Here is a 16,292-nt window from a genome sequence, read left to right as displayed (position 1 = left end):
GAATCAGGCATGGAATTGGACAGCAGAGCCCTGTCGGTCACCAAATTCTGGCGCGACGCCGGCGAGGATGCGTGGTTCGAGAAGAACAACGCTTTCGATGCCGATTTCCGCGATCGCTTTCTCGACCTCCACTACGCTGCGGCGCGGCGCGAGTGCGACGACTGGTCAAACCATGCCGACGGCTCGCTGGCGCTGATGATCCTGCTCGACCAGTTTCCGCGCAATTGCTTCCGCGGCACCGGCCACATGTTCGCGACCGACCCACTGGCAAAGCACTTCGCGCAAAAGGCGGTCGATGCCGGCCATGATGTCGTGCTGGAGCCGGAGGTCCGCGTGTTCCTTTATCTGCCGTTCGAACATTCGGAAAACCTTGCCGACCAGGACCTGTCCGTCGAACTTCACACCGCCAGGGCCGAGTTCAATCTGAAATACGCGCTGGAACATCGTGACATCATCCAGCGCTTCGGCCGCTTCCCGCACCGCAACAGAATGCTCGGCCGCGAGACGACGGCTGAGGAAAAAGCATTCCTGGATGACGGTGGTTTCTCCGGCTGATACCGCCGATCTAAGCCAGCCACCAGTCGCGGCCGGATGGCAGCCGCTCGATGCCCGCCGCATCGACCGCGCCCAGGCGATCGACAACGCGTTTGCCGTCTACGGTAAGGTCAGGCGCGATCTCGGCCAGCGGCGCCAGCACGAAGGCGCGCTCCAGCATGCGCGGGTGCGGCACTTCCAGGCCCGTTTCATGGATGATGCGGTCGCCGAACACCAGGATGTCGATGTCGATCAGGCGCGGTCCCCACCTCTCCTCGCGCACGCGTTTGAGCTTTCGCTCGGCATCGAGGCACAGGTCGAGCAATGCCCGCGGCGACAGCCGCGTCGACAATTCGGCGGCCGCGTTGAGGAAATCCGGCTGGTCGAGCTTTCCCCAGGGCGGCGTCCGGTAGAGCGAGGAAACGGCGGCCACGTCAGTATCGGGATCGGCGTGGAGCAGGCGTAACGCAGCCCCCATCGACTTCGTCGGATCGCCGAGATTGCCACCGAGGCTCAGATAGACGGTGTTACTCGGGCCAGACAACGGTCACCTCGACGTAATCGAGCACGCCAGGCACCGGCGCATTGGGCTTGCGAACGGTGATCTCGGCTTTCCTGATCTGGGGAAAGCGCCCGGTGAGAGCCTTTGCGACTTCCAGGGCCAAGGCCTCGATCAGGAAGCGCCTGTGTCCAGTGATGATTTCCTCGATGACGGTGAAGGCAACGCCGTAATTGACCGTTTCCCCGATGGCATCATCGACGAGCGCGCGTCCGGGCTCGACGGTGAGCGAGGCATCGACATAGAAGCGCTGCCCCAGCGCTTCTTCCTCATCCAGCACGCCGTGCCGGGCAAAGAAGGCGCAATTCTTCATGCGGATGACATACATGGCTCAGCGTTCCGATCCGGTTTCCCGCGCCAGCATAGCATCCGCCACGGCCAGCGCGTCCACGTTGATTGCGACATCATGGACGCGAAACAGATGCGCGCCCTTGAGTCGGAGAATGACGCTGGTCGCCGCTGTCCCGGCAGCCCGGTCGGCGGCGTCGCGACCGGTGACGGTGCCGATGAAGCGTTTTCGCGACGTGCCGGCCATCAGCGGGAAGCCGAGTGCGCAGAGCTCGGAGAACCGCGCCATCAGGTCGAGGTTTTCCTCCGCGGTCTCCTTGGCGAAGCCGAAGCCGGGGTCCAGCACGATGTGGTCGTCGGCGACACCCTGCCCGCGCCCGATCTCCAGCGATTTTCCCAGGAACGCCAGTTGGTCGGCGATCACGTCGGGCAGCTTCTCGCGATCCCGGCCGGTATGCATGATGACAAGCCCGGCGCCGGTTTCGGCCGCCACCCGCGCAATGTCGGGTTCGCGCTGCAGACCCCAGACATCATTGACGATGTGCGCGCCGGCAGCCACCGCGAGCCGCGCTGTCTCCGCACGATAGGTGTCGACCGAGATCAGCACGTCGCCGGCATGCGCCAGTGCTTCGATCACGGGCAGGATACGGGCCTGCTCCTCGCCGGCCGATATCGCGGCGGCGCCCGGCCGGGTCGATTCTCCGCCGATATCGATGATCGCGGCGCCTTCCCCGATCATGCGGTGCGCCTGGACCATCGCGGTTTCGGGAGCATCAAACAGGCCGCCATCGGAGAAGCTGTCGGGCGTGATATTGAGGATGCCGACGACCACGGCCTTGCCGCCAAGCTCGAGATGACGCCCATGCGCCAGCTGCCATCGCCTCGCCGTCATTGCGCATCAACCATGGGTTCATCAACCAAGGGCCATCAACGATGTGTGATCCGCATCGGATCAGTTCCGTTGCGCCGGCAAAGGCCGTAAAGCAAGGTGACCGAAGAGGCAACATGATGACACGATCCCTGCTCTGCGCACTGCTGCTTACCGTCGCCGTTCCGGCGGATGCGGCTAATCTGGTGAAGACATACAGCTATTTCGCCATTGGCGGCAGAACGCTGGAGGATATCGAGCAGCAACTCGCCAAACACGGGCCGCAGGTCAAAAGCACGGGGTCGCGCCACCCTGGCGCCACCCAGATGGCCTTCACGACACGCATCAGCTACGCCAGCCAGTCCGGCTCCTGCCGGATCGCCGACGCGGTCGTCACCGTCAAGGTCAAGGTGATCCTTCCCGAATGGCGCCGCCCGCGCAAAGCCGACGCCGATGTGCGGCTGTTCTGGGATACATTGTCGGCCGACATCAAGCGCCATGAAGACCGCCATGTCGAGATCGCCAAGAACCACGGCCGCGCATTGGAAGATGCGCTCAAGGCGACCTATCCGCAGAAGGATTGCGATGCGGCAAAGGCCAAGGCCGCCGAGATCACGGCGGCTGAGCTTGCCAGACACGATCAGGACCAACTGCGGTTCGACCGTGTCGAAGGTGTCAATTTCGAAAGCCGCATCCTGCGGCTGATGCGCTACCGGATGGAACGCATCGGAAGTGGCCAATTGCAGCCGCCGACCTGAATTTCCTCGCCGCCTCCATTCGCCAGGGTCCAAGCCAACCGGGTGGAAGCGTAGAGCCAGTTTCGATTTTTTTTCGAGCACCAGGCGAAATCGGCCTATACGGAACGACATATCCAGGGTTGCCACGGGCACGAACTGGAAGCACGGGCATCACGATCGATCGTGACGCGGATGCACCAGGCAGACCCGATGCGGCAGCGCAAAGCGCGTGGACGAGAAGACATGGACCAGGCTGTCGACAAGCAGGCCGTGGCGGCAGCGAGCGCGCCGCTGACAGAAAGCGAAAAGAACGCCATCATCGGCGGCGTTCTCCTGTCGATGCTGCTGGCAGCCCTCGACCAGACCATCGTCGCGCCCGCCATGCCGACCATCGGGCGCTCGCTCGGCCATGCCGAATATCTGCCATGGATCGTCACCGGTTATCTCTTGACCGCAACCGCCGTGGCACCGCTCTACGGTAAGATTTCCGACGTCCATGGGCGTCGGCCGACCGTCTACGCGGCAATCCTCATCTTTCTCGCCGGATCGCTGGTCAGCGCACTGGCCCCCAACATGTTCGTCCTTATCCTGGGGCGCGCGATCCAGGGGGCCGGTGGCGGTGGCCTTTTCGCGCTGACGCAGACCGTGGTCGGAGACCTCGTCCCGCCGCGCGAGCGGGCGCGCTATGCAGCGTGGTTCTCAGGCACCTGGGCCGTCGCCAGCGTCGCCGGTCCGCTGCTGGGCGGCACTTTTGCCGAGCATCTGCACTGGTCACTCATCTTCTGGATCAATATCCCGCTGGGCTTTGTTGCGATGGCGATCATCAACAAGCCGCTCAAGAAGCTGCCGATCGTGGCCAAGAATCACAGCATCGATGGTCTCGGCGCATTGCTGCTCATCGTCGCCACGGCGCTGTTGCTGCTGGCGCTGAACTGGGGCGGCAGCGCCTATCCCTGGTCATCGCCGGAAGTCATTGGCGTCCTGGCGTGCTCCGTGCTTTTCTGGGGCGCCTTTGCCCTGCGGCTGACGCGGGCGGCCGAACCGCTCATTTCGCTCGAGGTACTGGGCAACCCGATCGTCCTGGCTGGCACTCTGTCGATGTTCCTGCTCCAGGCCTCCAGCGTCGGCCTCGCCGTCTATCTGCCCGTCTATCTGCAATCGATCCTTGGCCTGACGGCCAGCGAATCGGGCATTGCAATGCTTGGCCTTCTGCTTGGAACCGTGGCCGGCGCCGCTTCCAGCGGCCGCCTGATACCGCGCTTCATCCACTACAAGCGCATCGCCATGGTCGGCGTCATCTTCGCCATCCTGTGCATGGGCCTGCTGGCCTTTGTCGCCGGCGATGCATCGCTGCTTATCGTCGAAGTCCTGACCATCTGTATCGGACTGGGGACGGGGACGACATTTCCGGTAACCACCGTATCCGTGCAGAACGCCGTCGACCGCATGCATCTTGGCGTAGCGACGGGAGTGCTGACCTTTCTACGTTCGCTCGGCAGTGCATTGGGGGTCGCGATGCTCGGCGCCGTCGCTCTCGGATTTGGGTTGCCGCTGGCCGGCGAAGGCATCGAGGTGGCTGGACATGTCGTATCGGCCGAGCCCTTCGTGATGATCTTTCTCGTCGCGGCCGGCACTCTGGTACTGGGCCTTATCACGCTGACCCTGATGCCCGAGAAAGAACTTCGAGGCCACGTCGACGATCCGGCGCCGATCCTGCCGGAATAATTAGCCGGAGACGCCGAGCTTCTTCTGCAGGCTGGTCGACGAAGTCGTATACTGGAACACGATGCGTTCGCCGGGGCTGATGACGCGCTTGGCGGCCTGCGCCATCAGCGCCACCTCGTGGAAACCCGACAGGATCAGCTTCAGCTTGCCCGGGTACCAGTTGATGTCGCCCACCGCGAAAATGCCGGGCACCGATGTCTGGAATTTCTCGGTGTCGACCGGAATCAGGTTCTCATTGAGATTGAGCCCCCATTCCGCGATCGGGCCGAGCTTCATGGTCAGGCCGAAGAACGGCAGCATGCGGGTACAAGGCACCTCGATGTCGCCATCCGGGCCGCCCTTGATGGTGGCCGATGCCAGTTGGCCATCGGCTCCAGTGAGCCCGGCCACCTGGCCGACCTTGAATTCCAGCTGCTTCATCTCCTGCATGGCGTACATCTTGTTGACGCTGTCGGGCGCCGCGCGAAACTCCGCCCGCCGGTGAACGAGTGTCACGCTCCTTGCCACAGGCTGCAGGTTCAGCGTCCAGTCCAGCGCCGAGTCGCCGCCGCCCACGATGACCAGGTCATGGCCCCGAAAATCCTCCATCCGGCGGACCGAATAGAAAACGCTCGTGCCTTCATAGGCTTCGATGCCGGGAATTGGCGGGCGCTTCGGCTGGAATGAGCCGCCGCCGGCGGCGATCACCACCACCTTGGCCTCGAACACCTCGTTCTCGTCCGTGGTCACGCGAAAGCCGCCGTCGTCCAACTTTTCGAGACTGGAAACCATGCGGTTGTAGGTGAAGTCCGGCTTGAACGGCGCAACCTGCTCGAGCAGCTTGTCGACGAGCCCTTGCGCCGAGATCGAAGGCCAGCCGGGAATGTCGTAGATCGGCTTTTCCGGATAGAGTTCCGCGCATTGGCCGCCGGGCTTGTCGAGAATGTCGATCAGATGGCACTTCAGGTCCAGCAAGCCGAGCTCGAACACGGCGAACAGGCCGACCGGCCCTGCCCCGACAATGAGGACGTCTGTGCTGATGATCCCGGTCATTGATGCGCCTCGCTGCGAAAGTCCGGGCGAGACTGCATGACCATTGCCCCGCTGCCAAGCGTCAGCGGGAAAAATCGCCGATGCTGGATTTCAGCCCTGACGTTCGGGCACCCGCACGATCAGGCCGTCGAGTGCGTCGCGCACCTTGATCTGGCACGACAGGCGCGAGTTCGGCTGGACCTCATAGGCGAAGTCCAGCATGTCTTCTTCCATCGCCTCGGGCTCACCGACTTCTGCCGTCCATGCCTCATCGACATAGACATGGCAGGTCGCGCAGGCGCAGGCGCCGCCGCACTCCGCCTCTATGCCAGGCACGGCGTTGCGGATGGCATTTTCCATGACCGTCGAGCCGTTTTCGGCATCCATGTCGAAATGTGTGCCGTCATGGGCGATGAAGGTCAGTTTGGTCATTTGTCACCTGAAGGGAGTTTCGCCCGAGACGAAAGGAATTTCGCCCGGGACGAAAGCGAGTTTCGCCCGAGATAATCACTCCGGCAAACAAGTCAACTGCCGCGCGAAAGCGCCGCTCCGTGACGTTTTTGTCGCAAACCGGAATCAGCGATTGATGGCGGCGATGAAGTCGCGCACTTCGTCGATAAGCTTGCCGAGCCGATTGAGCGTCTGGAGGTTCTCCGGCTGGTGCTCGATATCGGTGGTGCAATCGGCGATGGCGAAGGCGCCCACGCCGCGGGCCGATCCTTTCAAGCCATGAGCCAGCAGAAGCCGGTCCTTGATGTCGGCATCGACTATTTTGTCGCGCACCGACAATGCCTGCTGTACAAACAGCGCCAGCACCTCTTGCTCAAGGGCGCGGTCGCCCATCGTTTGCCGGGCAAGGTGTGCCAAATCGACCGGCCGGGACTGCCTCGTTCCCGACACGTCGCCCCCCGGCATTGAGAAGGCAATGCCGCTTTCGCCACGCATGAACTCGAACTCCATTTTCTTCGGCCGCCTGAAAAAACTAGGCGATTCCAGTGGACAACGGGTTAATGAATGGCCCGGAAAAATGTTGCCAAAGCGGCGCCCAAATCACGCTTCCGTTAACCTTATATTTAAAGTTTTACGTATCCCGCGGAATGCATGTTTTCTTTACCCCCCTGTGTCATTACGATACGAGGGTCCATTTTCAGCCTCCTGCGCGGGGGTAAGACAAACAGAATTATAAGCCCCCGCGGCAGCTAGTACAGGGTAGCGAAGGCATGGCGAAGAAACCAAATACGACCAGAAATCTCGACAGCGACGTAGCCAGGGAACTCGAAAAAGCGCTCGATCTCGACCTGAGCGGCGATACCGACAGTGGCGACCTCGATATCGCGGCTTCGATGGAAGATCTGGAAGCGCAGATATCGCAGGCCGCCGACGAGCTGGCACGCGAGGGACGCAATCAGCAGCCGGCGGCGCCCGTCGTCAATCAGGCTCAGGCCGAGAAGCCCGCGCCAAAGGCCAAGCCGGCCGAACTTCGCCCGGTAGAGACGCGCAATGGTGGCCAGCCCGCCGGCTTCGCGCCAGCCAACGACGATCGCCAGAAAGATTACAAGACCCTTCTGCACAGCCTGAACAGGCGCGCCTCCAACACCATCTACTGGGTCATCGCCTTTGTCTCGCTCGCCTGGATCGCCGGCGCCGGCGGACTGGCCAACCTGCTTTTTGGACCGAGCATCTGGCGGATAGGCACGCTGGACCAGTTCTTTGCCCGCCCCGAACTGATCGGCCTGGCCGTCGCGGCAATCGTGCCCGTCATCCTGTTCTGGGCCTTCGCGGCGATGATTCGCCGCGCCCAGGACATGCGCATCGCCGCGCAATCGATGACGGAAGTGGCCTTCCGCCTGACCGAGCCGGAAAACATGGCTCAGGATCGCGTCATGATGATCGGCCAGGCCGTCCGCCGCGAGGTGGCCGCCATGGGTGAAGGCATCGAACGCACCCTTGCCCGTGCCGTGGAACTGGAAACGCTGGTTCACAGCGAGGTCAACCAGATCGAGCGCTCCTATTCGGAAAACGAAACCCGGATCAGGTCGCTGGTCGACGGACTGGGCAGCGAACGCGAAGCGGTGGTCACCCATGCCGAACGCGTCCGCGCCTCGATCTCCGGCGCGCACGAGACGTTGCGCGATGAAATCGGCGCGGCAAGCGACATCATCCGCGACAGCATCCTCAATGCGTCGACCAAACTGTCGATGACGATCACCAATTCCGGCGACACGCTGATCGACCGCATCAACGAAAGCTCGCTGTCGATCTTCGACTCGGTGGAGGGCCGCCTCGACAACATCACCGACCGGCTTTCGACCTCCGGCGAGGCTTTCGCCAGCCTGCTCGACACCCGTATCGCCAAGCTGACGGACACCACGGACGGCTTGACCCGCTCGTTGACCGACCTGCTCGACGACCGCACCACCGGCATGGTGTCGCTGCTCGGCGGCGCCGCGCGCACCCTCAATTCCGAGTTCGAGGCTAGCCTCGACGGCATCGAGCGTACCTTGGCCGAACGCGGCCAGGCGCTGATCAGCGAGTTCCAGACCCGCGCGGAAGCGCTGGATACCGGCACGCAGAAGCTCAATGCCGCGCTTGAGGCCCGTGCCCGCCAGATCAACGAAACGCTGGTCGAGCGTGCGCGTGAAATCGCCCACACCTTCGCCGAGAGCAAGGACACGTTGTCGGCCATGATCGATCAGGGCAAGACCCAGATCGGCACCGACATGGCCGACATCGTCACCTCGACCTCATCCATGCTCGAAGCGCGCGCCAGCGATTTCGCCGGCCGCATGGAGGCAGCCCGCCACGTCGTGTCGCGTTCCTTCGACGCCGATATCCAGAGGCTTGCCGATGCCCGCGTCGGCATCGAGGAAGCCGTCGAAAACCACAGCCGCAAGCTCTCCGAGAGCCGCGAGCGCATGGCTGCCGCCATGGAGGCGGACCTGGAGAAATTCGCCGAGGGCCGCGCCGGCATCGATGCCGCCGTGACCAATCAGGTGCAGAAGCTGGCCGAAGGCCGCAGCCTGATAGCGCGTGCGCTCGAAGAAGATCTGCGCAAGGTCAACGAATCGCGCGCCGCCATCGATGCGTCGCTCGGCAGCCATCTCGAACGATTGGAGGAAGGCCGCAACCGGCTCTCTCTGGCTCTCAACGAAGACTCTGGTAAACTGGTGCAAGCTCGTACGATCATTGATGAAATGGTCGCCGGACATGTCGGAAAATTGGCAGAAGGCCGCAACATCCTGTCGCGTGCGCTGGAAGCTGATCTCGGCAAACTGTCCGACAGCCGCGCCGACATAGACGGCCTCGTCGCCGGCCAGGTCGAGAAGATCGCCGAGGGCCGCGCGGTGCTCGCCAAGGCGCTGGAAAACGACATTGCCGGTATCAAGAACCTCATCGAGGCGCATTCGGCAAAGCTGGCCGAAGACCGCACGCAGCTAGGCCGTTCGCTTGAAAGCGACCTGTCGGGCATACGTGGCCTGATCGACAGCCATTCCGGGCGCCTGGCGGAAGACCGTAGCCTGCTGTCGCAGACGCTTGAAGCCGACCTCACCAAGCTGGCCGAAAGCCGCTCCAGCATCGACGGTCTGGTCGCCGGCCAGGTCGAGAAACTGGCCGAGGGCCGCGACATTCTCAAGCGCGCCCTGGAATCCGATCTCAACACAATCAAGAACGTCATATCGAGCCAGTCGGACAAACTGGCGGAGGATCGCGGACAGCTCTCGCGCGTTCTGGAAGCCGATCTGCAGAATGTGAACAGCGTCATCGCCGACCACATGAACAGGCTGGTTCAGGATCGCTCGACCCTGTCGAAAGCGCTGGAGGACGATCTCGCCAAGCTGGCCGAAAGCCGCTCCAGCATCGACGGGCTGGTCGCCGGCCAGGTGGAGAAACTCGCCGAAGGTCGCGACATCCTGCGCCGCGCATTGGAAGCCGACCTCAACACGGTCAGAAACACCGTTGCCGATCAGTCCCAGAAACTGGTCGACGACCGCACCCAGTTCGCCCGTGCGCTGGAGGCCGATCTCGAAACCGTCAACAGCCTTGTCAACAGCCACTCGGACCGGCTTGTCCAGGAGCGTTCGACACTATCGAAAGCGCTGGAAGCCGACCTCGAAGCTGTCGGCAACCACGTCGACAGCCACACCGAGCGGCTTGCCCAGGAGCGTTCGACCTTGTCGAGAGCTCTCGAGGCCGACCTGCTGACCGTTAGCGGACACGTCAACAACCATGCGGAACGGCTTGTCCAGGAGCGTTCGACCTTGTCGAAGGCCCTTGAGGACGACCTTGCCAAGCTGGCCGAGAGCCGTTCCAGCATCGACGGTCTGGTCGCCGGTCAGGTCGAGAAGCTGGCCGAAGGCCGCGATGTCCTCAAGCGGGCGCTGGAGGCCGATCTTGCCAAGCTGGCCGAAAGCCGCTCCAGCATCGACGGTCTGGTCGCCGGTCAGGTCGAGAAGCTGGCCGAAGGCCGCGATGTCCTCAAGCGGGCGCTGGAGGCCGATCTTGCCAAGCTGGCCGAAAGCCGCTCCAGCATCGACGGTCTGGTCGCCGGCCAGGTCGAGAAGCTGGCCGAAGGCCGCGACATTCTCAAGCGCGCTCTCGAAGCCGACCTGCAGAAGCTGACCGAAAGCCGCGGCGATATCGACGACATCATCGCCGGACATGTCGGCAAGTTGTCCGAAGGCCGCAATATGCTCAGCCGCGCGCTGGAAGACGATCTCGGCAAGCTCGCCGAGACCCGCAAGGACGTCGATCGCTCGCTGTCGGGCCACATCGACCAGATCGCCGCCAGGAGCACGGACATTTCCGCCGCGATCGCTGCCGATGTCGACAAGATCGAGCAGGCGTTCAGCCGCCAGACCGGCATCATCGAGGAACGCGCCGGCACCATGGAGCGCGCGCTGTCGACCGGTGTCGACAACGTTCGCAGCGTGCTCGAGAAGAGCGCGGTCTTCGTCGCCGGCGCCTTGCGCGAAAAGGTGCTGGAAGTCACCAGCACGCTGCACGAACAGGCGGGGGCGGCCTTCAGCGACGCCGATCGCAAGATCGCCGAGCGCGCAGAACAGACGTCCGCTGCCCTGCTGGCACGGGCCGAAGACATTGCCCGCACTTTCGAGGAGGCCGATCGTCGCCTCCACGCCCGTGCGGAAGATACGACGAACGCCTTGCTCGCCCACGCCGACGACACCTCCAGCTCGTTGCTGGCCCGCGCCCATGAAACCGCCGATCAGCTCGCCGCTCGCGCTGGCGAGATCGCCGGCGCCTTCGATATGGCCGACCAGAAGCTGGCCGCCCGCACACAAGCAACCACTGATCAACTGGCCGCTCGGGCTCAGGAGGCCGCCGATCAGCTTGCCGCCCGCGCTAGCGAGATTGCCGGCACGTTCGACGCGGCCGACCAGAAGCTCGTCGCCCGGGCCGTGGAGACGGCGCAGTCGCTGGCCGCCCGCGCCGGCGACATCCTGCGCAACTTCGAAAGCGCCGACCAGCGGCTCGGCATGCGCATCGGCGAATCCGCCGAGGCGCTCGCCGCCCGCGCGTCGGATCTCGGCCGCATCTTCGATGCCGCCGACCAGCACTTGGTCTCGCGCATCGCCGAAGGCTCGGACGCGCTGTCCAGCCGGGCATCCGAAATCGCCCGCATCTTCGACGACGCCGACCAGCGCCTGGTTTCGCGCATCGCCGACAGCACCTCGACGATCGGCGAGCATGCGCAGACCATTGTCGGCGCCTTCGCAAGCACCGAACAGAGGGTCGCCGATCGCGCGCGCCAGACCGGCCAGGAACTGGCCGTGCATGCCCGCGAAATCGAGCAGGCGCTTGCCGGCGCCGACGAGCGTCTCGCGTCGAGCGCGGCGGCTGCGGCCGCCCGGGTCGAAGAGCAGATCGCCGGTGTCGAAAACCGGCTTGCCTACACTGCCGAGACGATGGGCCAGAAGCTCAACGAGCAGGTATCGACCGCCGAGGCGCAACTCGTATCGCGTGCCAACGTGATCGCGGAGACCTTCACCGCGGTCGGCCAGCATATCGGCCAGAGCACCAACGACGCCGCCAAGACGATCGGCGCCAACACCCGCGAGCTCAACACCATGCTCGCGGCGCGGTCCGCCGAGATGTCGAAGATCCTCGACGAAACCGCGCGGCCTTTGGTCGAGCGCTTCGCCCAGGGCGGCTCGGAACTGCAAAAGAGCATGGAAGAGGTCACCGAACGCGCGACCGAGAAGCTGCGCAGCGAGAATGCGACCCTGGTCAACGCGCTCGCCAACCGTACCGCCGAAACCCTGTCGGCGGTCGAAGGCGCCCGTTCGTCGCTGTCCGACAGCGTCGCCGATCTCATCGGCCGTATGACCAAGTCCAGTTCGCAGCTCGGTCAGCTGATCGAGCAGGCCGCGGTCAACCTCGGCGAGGTCGACCAACGCCTGACCGGCAGCACGCAAAGCTTCGCGGCGACCACCGAAAAGGCGGCGCAGACCTTTGCCAGCTCGGCTCGTCTGGTCGATTCGAACACGACAAGGCTGACGGAACTGTCGTCGTCGACCTTGCGTGAAGTCGCCTCGATCGCCACCAAGTTCGACGAACACAGCCGCCTGCTCGCCGGCGCTTCCGACCTCCTGAGCTCGGCCCAGAGCAACCTCGAACACACGCTGGAAAGACAGTCGTCGCTCGAGGATCTCGCCGTTGGCCTGGTCAAGAAGTCGGAAGATCTCGAGAGGGTCATGCGTTCTTTCGAAAACCTCGTCGGCCAGACGCTGCAGAACGCCGAAGGCAAGACGCTGGAATCTGCCGACAAGATCCGCAACGCCATCACCGATGTCGTCGAGTCGGCAACCAAGCGCTTCGCCGATGCGACCGAGGAAATGCGGCGCACAGCGGGCTCGATCAAGAGCGAACTCGACCTCACCCGGGCCGAACTCAAGAAAGGCGTCATCGAGATGCCGGAAGAGGCCAAGGAATCGACCTCGGCCATCCGCCGCGCCGTTTCCGAGCAGATAAACGCCTTGAAGGAGCTTTCGGATATCGTTGCGAAATCCGGTCGTGGCGGCGACTCCTCGGAACCGCGCCCCTTGCGCCCGGCCCCGCAGGCACCGGCCGCACGGGCCGCCGAGCCGCCCCGTCGCGCCCCGGCACCGCCGCAGGCGGATTTGCGCCCGCCGCAGGCACCGCTGGGCGGCGCGGGACTGCGTGGCACGCTCGATCTGGAGCGTCCGGCGGAGGCGGCACCGCGCCAGCGTGCCGCCGACACCACTGCCCGCGCGCCGCAAGGCGGCTGGGTGCGTGATCTGCTGACCGCCGCGTCGAACGATGCCGACCTCCAGCCGGCGGCCCCCCAGGCGCCTGCCGAAGCCCCGCGCCCGACCCCTGCCCAGCGTTCGCCGCTGCATGTCGTGGAATCGCTGAACTCGCTGTCCGTCGATATCGCACGGGCGATCGATCACGATGCCTCGATCGAGCTGTGGAACCGCTACCGGCGTGGCGAGCGTGACGTGTTCACACGCAGGCTCTACACGCTGAAGGGCCAGCAGACGTTCGACGAAATCCGCCGTAAGTACCAGGCGGAGGCCGAATTCCGAGCCGCCGTCGACCGCTATTGCGACGATTTCGAGAAGCTGCTCAAGGATGTCTCGCGCAACGACCGCGACAACATCATGGCGCAGACCTATCTCACGTCGGACACCGGCAAGGTCTACACCATGCTGGCCCATGCCAGCGGCCGCCTGCACTAAGCGGTCGACGAGCCAAAACGAAAATGGCGGGGGACTCCCGCCTTTTTTCTTGAAGGCGCTGATGTCGCCACCCGGAAGACGCATCCGGGTTTTGTCTCGTTTTCCCGGAACCGGATCCTGAGTTGTGAAGACGGCAATCATCTTCGACTGCGAGTTTCTCTGCCTCGAGGGCTCACAACGCAGATTCTGGTGCGCGGCGCATGACCCCGATCCGATCATCGCACAAATCGGCGCGGCAAGGCTCGGCCTCGAAGGCGACTTCCCCGTGCTGGGCACGCACAAGGCCTACATCAGGCCGATCGACCGATTTGGCGAGAGATACGCGCTCGATCCGTTCTTCACCAGGCTGACCGGAATCACCGAAGAAGTCATCGAGGCCGAGGGCGTCGAGCTGGAAGAAGCTCTTGCCGGCATCGATCGTTTTTCCGATGGGGCTCGGTTCTGGTCCTGGGGCAAGGACGAATTGAACATGATCGCCATCAGTTGCTATGTCGCGGGCATCGAGCCTTCCATCCCGGCCAACCGGTTCGACAACGCGGTCAAGTTGCTGATCGCGGCCGGCATGCCGATCGAGGACCTGGCAAGGACGCCGAGCAACAAGCTTGCGGATTACTACGGCGTCGAACACCCGCCATTGCAGGGACATGACGCGCTCGACGATGCGCTGTCCGTGACTTACACCCTGCAGCACCTGATGAAGACTGGAAAGCTGCGGCCGGACGTCTTTGACCGTCCGTAGCCTGAAAGAGTTTGGTGGAATCCCTGCGCGCCTGACGCTCAGATCACCGAATCGGTCCACCGGACGATCTGTTTGGCAGCATCGCCGAAGGCCGCGTCGAGAGCGCCGACATAGGCCGGGTTGCCGCTGCCCGATACCGGTGCCGATGCAGTGAAACTCTTGGAAGCCTTCACTTCGCCGTTTCGATCGTTGAGCACGCGCACGAACAGCTCGACCTCGGCATGTTCGCCGCCGTCGACACGCACTTCGAAGGACCGGACCTCGACGATCACCTGATAGTCGATCGCCAGCCCCTCGCCCGGCTTCCCGACGCCGGCAAAGCTGCCCGAGCGCTGGAACGTCTCGGCCAGCCGCGCCTGCACGACCAGCGGCAGGCGGTCGGCCCATTGCGCGCCCTTCAAATACTGGATCGAGTGATCCGAGGGTTTGATGACGATGTTCTGGCTGTCCAGCGCCTTCAGCGCCGAAGGCTGCGCGATCAGGATTTGCTTGCGGCTATGGCTATGCGCGTCGACGGATGGCGCTGACAGTTCGAACGTGTCGAGCGGTGTCGGCTTGGCGCCCAGCACCGCACAACCGGCAACCGCCAGGACAAGCAGCGCCGCGGCTGATTTCAACCCGCCCGTTCCAAGCCTACTCAAAGTCACGCGTGATCCCCGTTGTCCCCGGATCGTAAGATCAACCCGCATTCGCGAGCAATGTTCTTGCGGCGGGCCGGCGCCGAAGTCAACGCCGCGCCCTGCCGTCGAACTGCCGAACCTCGCCTTCGCCACCCGAAAGGATGCGCTGCGGATTTCGGCTGAGATCCGTCACCGCCTCCTCGATGCGATTGATCGAGCGGCGGCTGTCCTGCACCAGCGCCTCGACATTCTGCAGCCCCTGACCGGAGAAGCGCGCCAGATTGTCGGTGATGACCCCAAGGCGGGCATTCAGCGTATCGGCGACCTGCTTGAACGATTTCAGCGTATCCCTTGCGTCGGCCAACACGCCGTCGGCCTGGCCCGAGCCGAGCAGCTTGTCGACCTTGGCGAGGATGCCGTCGACCCGCACCGAGGCGTCGTTGAGCCGTTGCGCCAGGTGCCTGGCGTCCTTGATCGTCTGGTCGATGTCGTCGGCCCGATTGGCGATCTTGCCGGTCACCTGCGCGATATCGGCTGCCGCCTTGTTGGCGCTGTCGCTGGCCTTCTGGATGTTGGCTAGGGCCGTGCGGACCTGCGCCGGGTCGATACCGTCGAGCACGCCGTCGACCTTGGCCAGTGTGCCTTGCGTCTGCTTGGCGAAATCGTTGACCGATCCCACCGCCGTATCGACGTTCTTGATCACACCGTCGAGCTGCCGCGAGGTTTCCTTGAGGTTCCCCGTCACCGTATCGACATTGGCAACGATGCTCTTGATCTTGTCCTTGTCGACCGCGTTGAGCAGGCCTTCCGCCGCCTTCAGCGTGCCGTCGAGCTTTCCTGAAACGCCTTTCAGCTCATCGGACAGCGCGCTGACGGCGGACAGGAATTTGTCGATACCGTCGGAATTCCTGGCCAGTGCATCGGAAAACGTCTGCACGTTGTGCACGGTCTGCGTCAGCGGCCCGCGGACGTCCTTGGTGAAGCCTTCCAGCTCCGTCAGCACCTTGTCGGCGCGGGTGAAGATGTTCTGCGCCGTCTGCAGCAAATTGGTCACCGCCGATGGATTGGCGACGATCTCGGCGACCTTGCCTTCCTTTTCGGCCTGGTCGAGCAGCTTCACTTCCTTGGGGTCGGCGCCCTTGAGCTCGATATTGGCCTGCCCTGTGAGGCCGGCAAGGCCGATATCGGCCTGCGTCGACTTGGTGATCGGCGTCATCCGGTCGATCTCGGTGTCGGCGATGGCGACGGTCGGATTGTCGACGTCGATATAGACGCGCTTGACGTCGCCGACTTTGACGCCGTTGAACAGCACGAAGCTGCCGCGGCCGAGACCAGAGGCCGAGCCCGGAATGCGCACCCGAAGCAGCGTCGTCTCACCCCTGTTGCCGATCGCGGCCGTCCAATAGACGAAGCCGAAAGCCGCCAGGATCGCAACCAGCGTGAAAATGCCGACAATGACGTAGTTGGCTCTGGTTTCCATTGCTTCACTT

Annotated in this window: 13 protein-coding genes; 5 read left to right on the top strand and 8 right to left on the bottom strand. The window is 63.7% G+C overall.

Going from position 1 to position 16,292, the window contains the following annotated elements; translation table 11 throughout:
• Window positions 1–9 precede the first annotated feature (9 nt).
• Window positions 10–555 carry a DUF924 family protein gene (locus FJ970_RS18680; protein ID WP_140757553.1) on the top strand — a complete coding sequence of 182 codons (546 nt, stop codon included), beginning with the start codon at window positions 10–12 and terminating at the stop codon, window positions 553–555.
• 10 nt (window positions 556–565) lie between these two features.
• On the opposite strand, the gene folK is transcribed toward FJ970_RS18680, so the two are convergent.
• The 3 genes from folK to folP are packed head-to-tail and all read right to left on the bottom strand — an operon-like array spanning window position 566 to window position 2,273.
• Window positions 566–1,078 carry a 2-amino-4-hydroxy-6-hydroxymethyldihydropteridine diphosphokinase gene (gene folK, locus FJ970_RS18675; RefSeq protein WP_140757554.1) on the bottom strand — a complete coding sequence of 171 codons (513 nt, stop codon included), beginning with the start codon at window positions 1,076–1,078 and terminating at the stop codon, window positions 566–568.
• A complete protein-coding gene (gene folB, locus FJ970_RS18670) occupies window positions 1,062–1,421 on the bottom strand; it encodes a dihydroneopterin aldolase (protein ID WP_140701472.1) in 360 nt (119 codons plus the stop codon). Before folB ends, folK begins: the two co-directional genes overlap by 17 nt.
• A gap of 3 nt (window positions 1,422–1,424) precedes the next feature.
• Window positions 1,425–2,273: a dihydropteroate synthase gene (gene folP, locus FJ970_RS18665; RefSeq protein ID WP_140757555.1), complete on the bottom strand. Its 849-nt coding sequence runs from the start codon at window positions 2,271–2,273 to the stop codon at window positions 1,425–1,427.
• Window positions 2,274–2,386: 113 nt separating this feature from the next.
• On the opposite strand from folP, the gene FJ970_RS18660 reads away from it, so the two are divergent.
• On the top strand, window positions 2,387–3,007 hold the full coding sequence (locus FJ970_RS18660; RefSeq protein ID WP_181178407.1) for a DUF922 domain-containing Zn-dependent protease: 621 nt from the start codon (window positions 2,387–2,389) through the stop codon (window positions 3,005–3,007).
• 222 nt (window positions 3,008–3,229) lie between these two features.
• Window positions 3,230–4,711 (top strand): MDR family MFS transporter, encoded by a 1,482-nt coding sequence (locus tag FJ970_RS18655; RefSeq protein ID WP_140757557.1) that lies wholly within the window; start codon window positions 3,230–3,232, stop codon window positions 4,709–4,711.
• On the opposite strand, the gene FJ970_RS18650 is transcribed toward FJ970_RS18655, so the two are convergent.
• The 3 genes from FJ970_RS18650 to FJ970_RS18640 all read right to left on the bottom strand — a co-directional run bounded on the left by FJ970_RS18650 (window position 4,712) and on the right by FJ970_RS18640 (window position 6,667).
• On the bottom strand, window positions 4,712–5,743 hold the full coding sequence (locus FJ970_RS18650) for an NAD(P)/FAD-dependent oxidoreductase (protein ID WP_140757558.1): 1,032 nt from the start codon (window positions 5,741–5,743) through the stop codon (window positions 4,712–4,714).
• A 90-nt stretch (window positions 5,744–5,833) separates the two neighbouring features.
• Window positions 5,834–6,154: a 2Fe-2S iron-sulfur cluster-binding protein gene (locus FJ970_RS18645; RefSeq protein WP_140757559.1), complete on the bottom strand. Its 321-nt coding sequence runs from the start codon at window positions 6,152–6,154 to the stop codon at window positions 5,834–5,836.
• Between the two features lie 144 nt (window positions 6,155–6,298).
• Complete coding sequence (locus tag FJ970_RS18640) at window positions 6,299–6,667, bottom strand: Hpt domain-containing protein (RefSeq protein WP_140757560.1); 369 nt, start codon at window positions 6,665–6,667, stop codon at window positions 6,299–6,301.
• Between the two features lie 275 nt (window positions 6,668–6,942).
• Between FJ970_RS18640 and FJ970_RS18635 the strand changes: the two genes are divergently transcribed.
• The gene (locus tag FJ970_RS18635) at window positions 6,943–13,443 is read left to right on the top strand and encodes a kinesin (protein ID WP_227791841.1); all 6,501 of its coding nucleotides are present in this window, start codon (window positions 6,943–6,945) and stop codon (window positions 13,441–13,443) included.
• Window positions 13,444–13,567: 124 nt separating this feature from the next.
• A complete protein-coding gene (locus FJ970_RS18630; RefSeq protein ID WP_140757562.1) occupies window positions 13,568–14,182 on the top strand; it encodes a 3'-5' exonuclease in 615 nt (204 codons plus the stop codon).
• Between the two features lie 38 nt (window positions 14,183–14,220).
• Here the strand turns inward: FJ970_RS18630 and FJ970_RS18625 are convergent, their stop codons facing one another.
• Together FJ970_RS18625 and FJ970_RS18620 are read right to left on the bottom strand one after the other, a co-directional pair.
• A complete protein-coding gene (locus tag FJ970_RS18625) occupies window positions 14,221–14,871 on the bottom strand; it encodes an ABC-type transport auxiliary lipoprotein family protein (protein WP_140757563.1) in 651 nt (216 codons plus the stop codon).
• A 37-nt stretch (window positions 14,872–14,908) separates the two neighbouring features.
• Entirely contained in the window at window positions 14,909–16,282 is a 1,374-nt protein-coding gene (locus tag FJ970_RS18620) for an MCE family protein (RefSeq protein ID WP_140757564.1), read from the bottom strand.
• Window positions 16,283–16,292 lie beyond the last annotated feature (10 nt).

The organism is Mesorhizobium sp. B2-1-8 (assembly GCF_006442545.2).
Classification (GTDB): domain Bacteria; phylum Pseudomonadota; class Alphaproteobacteria; order Rhizobiales; family Rhizobiaceae; genus Mesorhizobium.
This window is presented reverse-complemented; position numbering and strand designations above follow the sequence as displayed.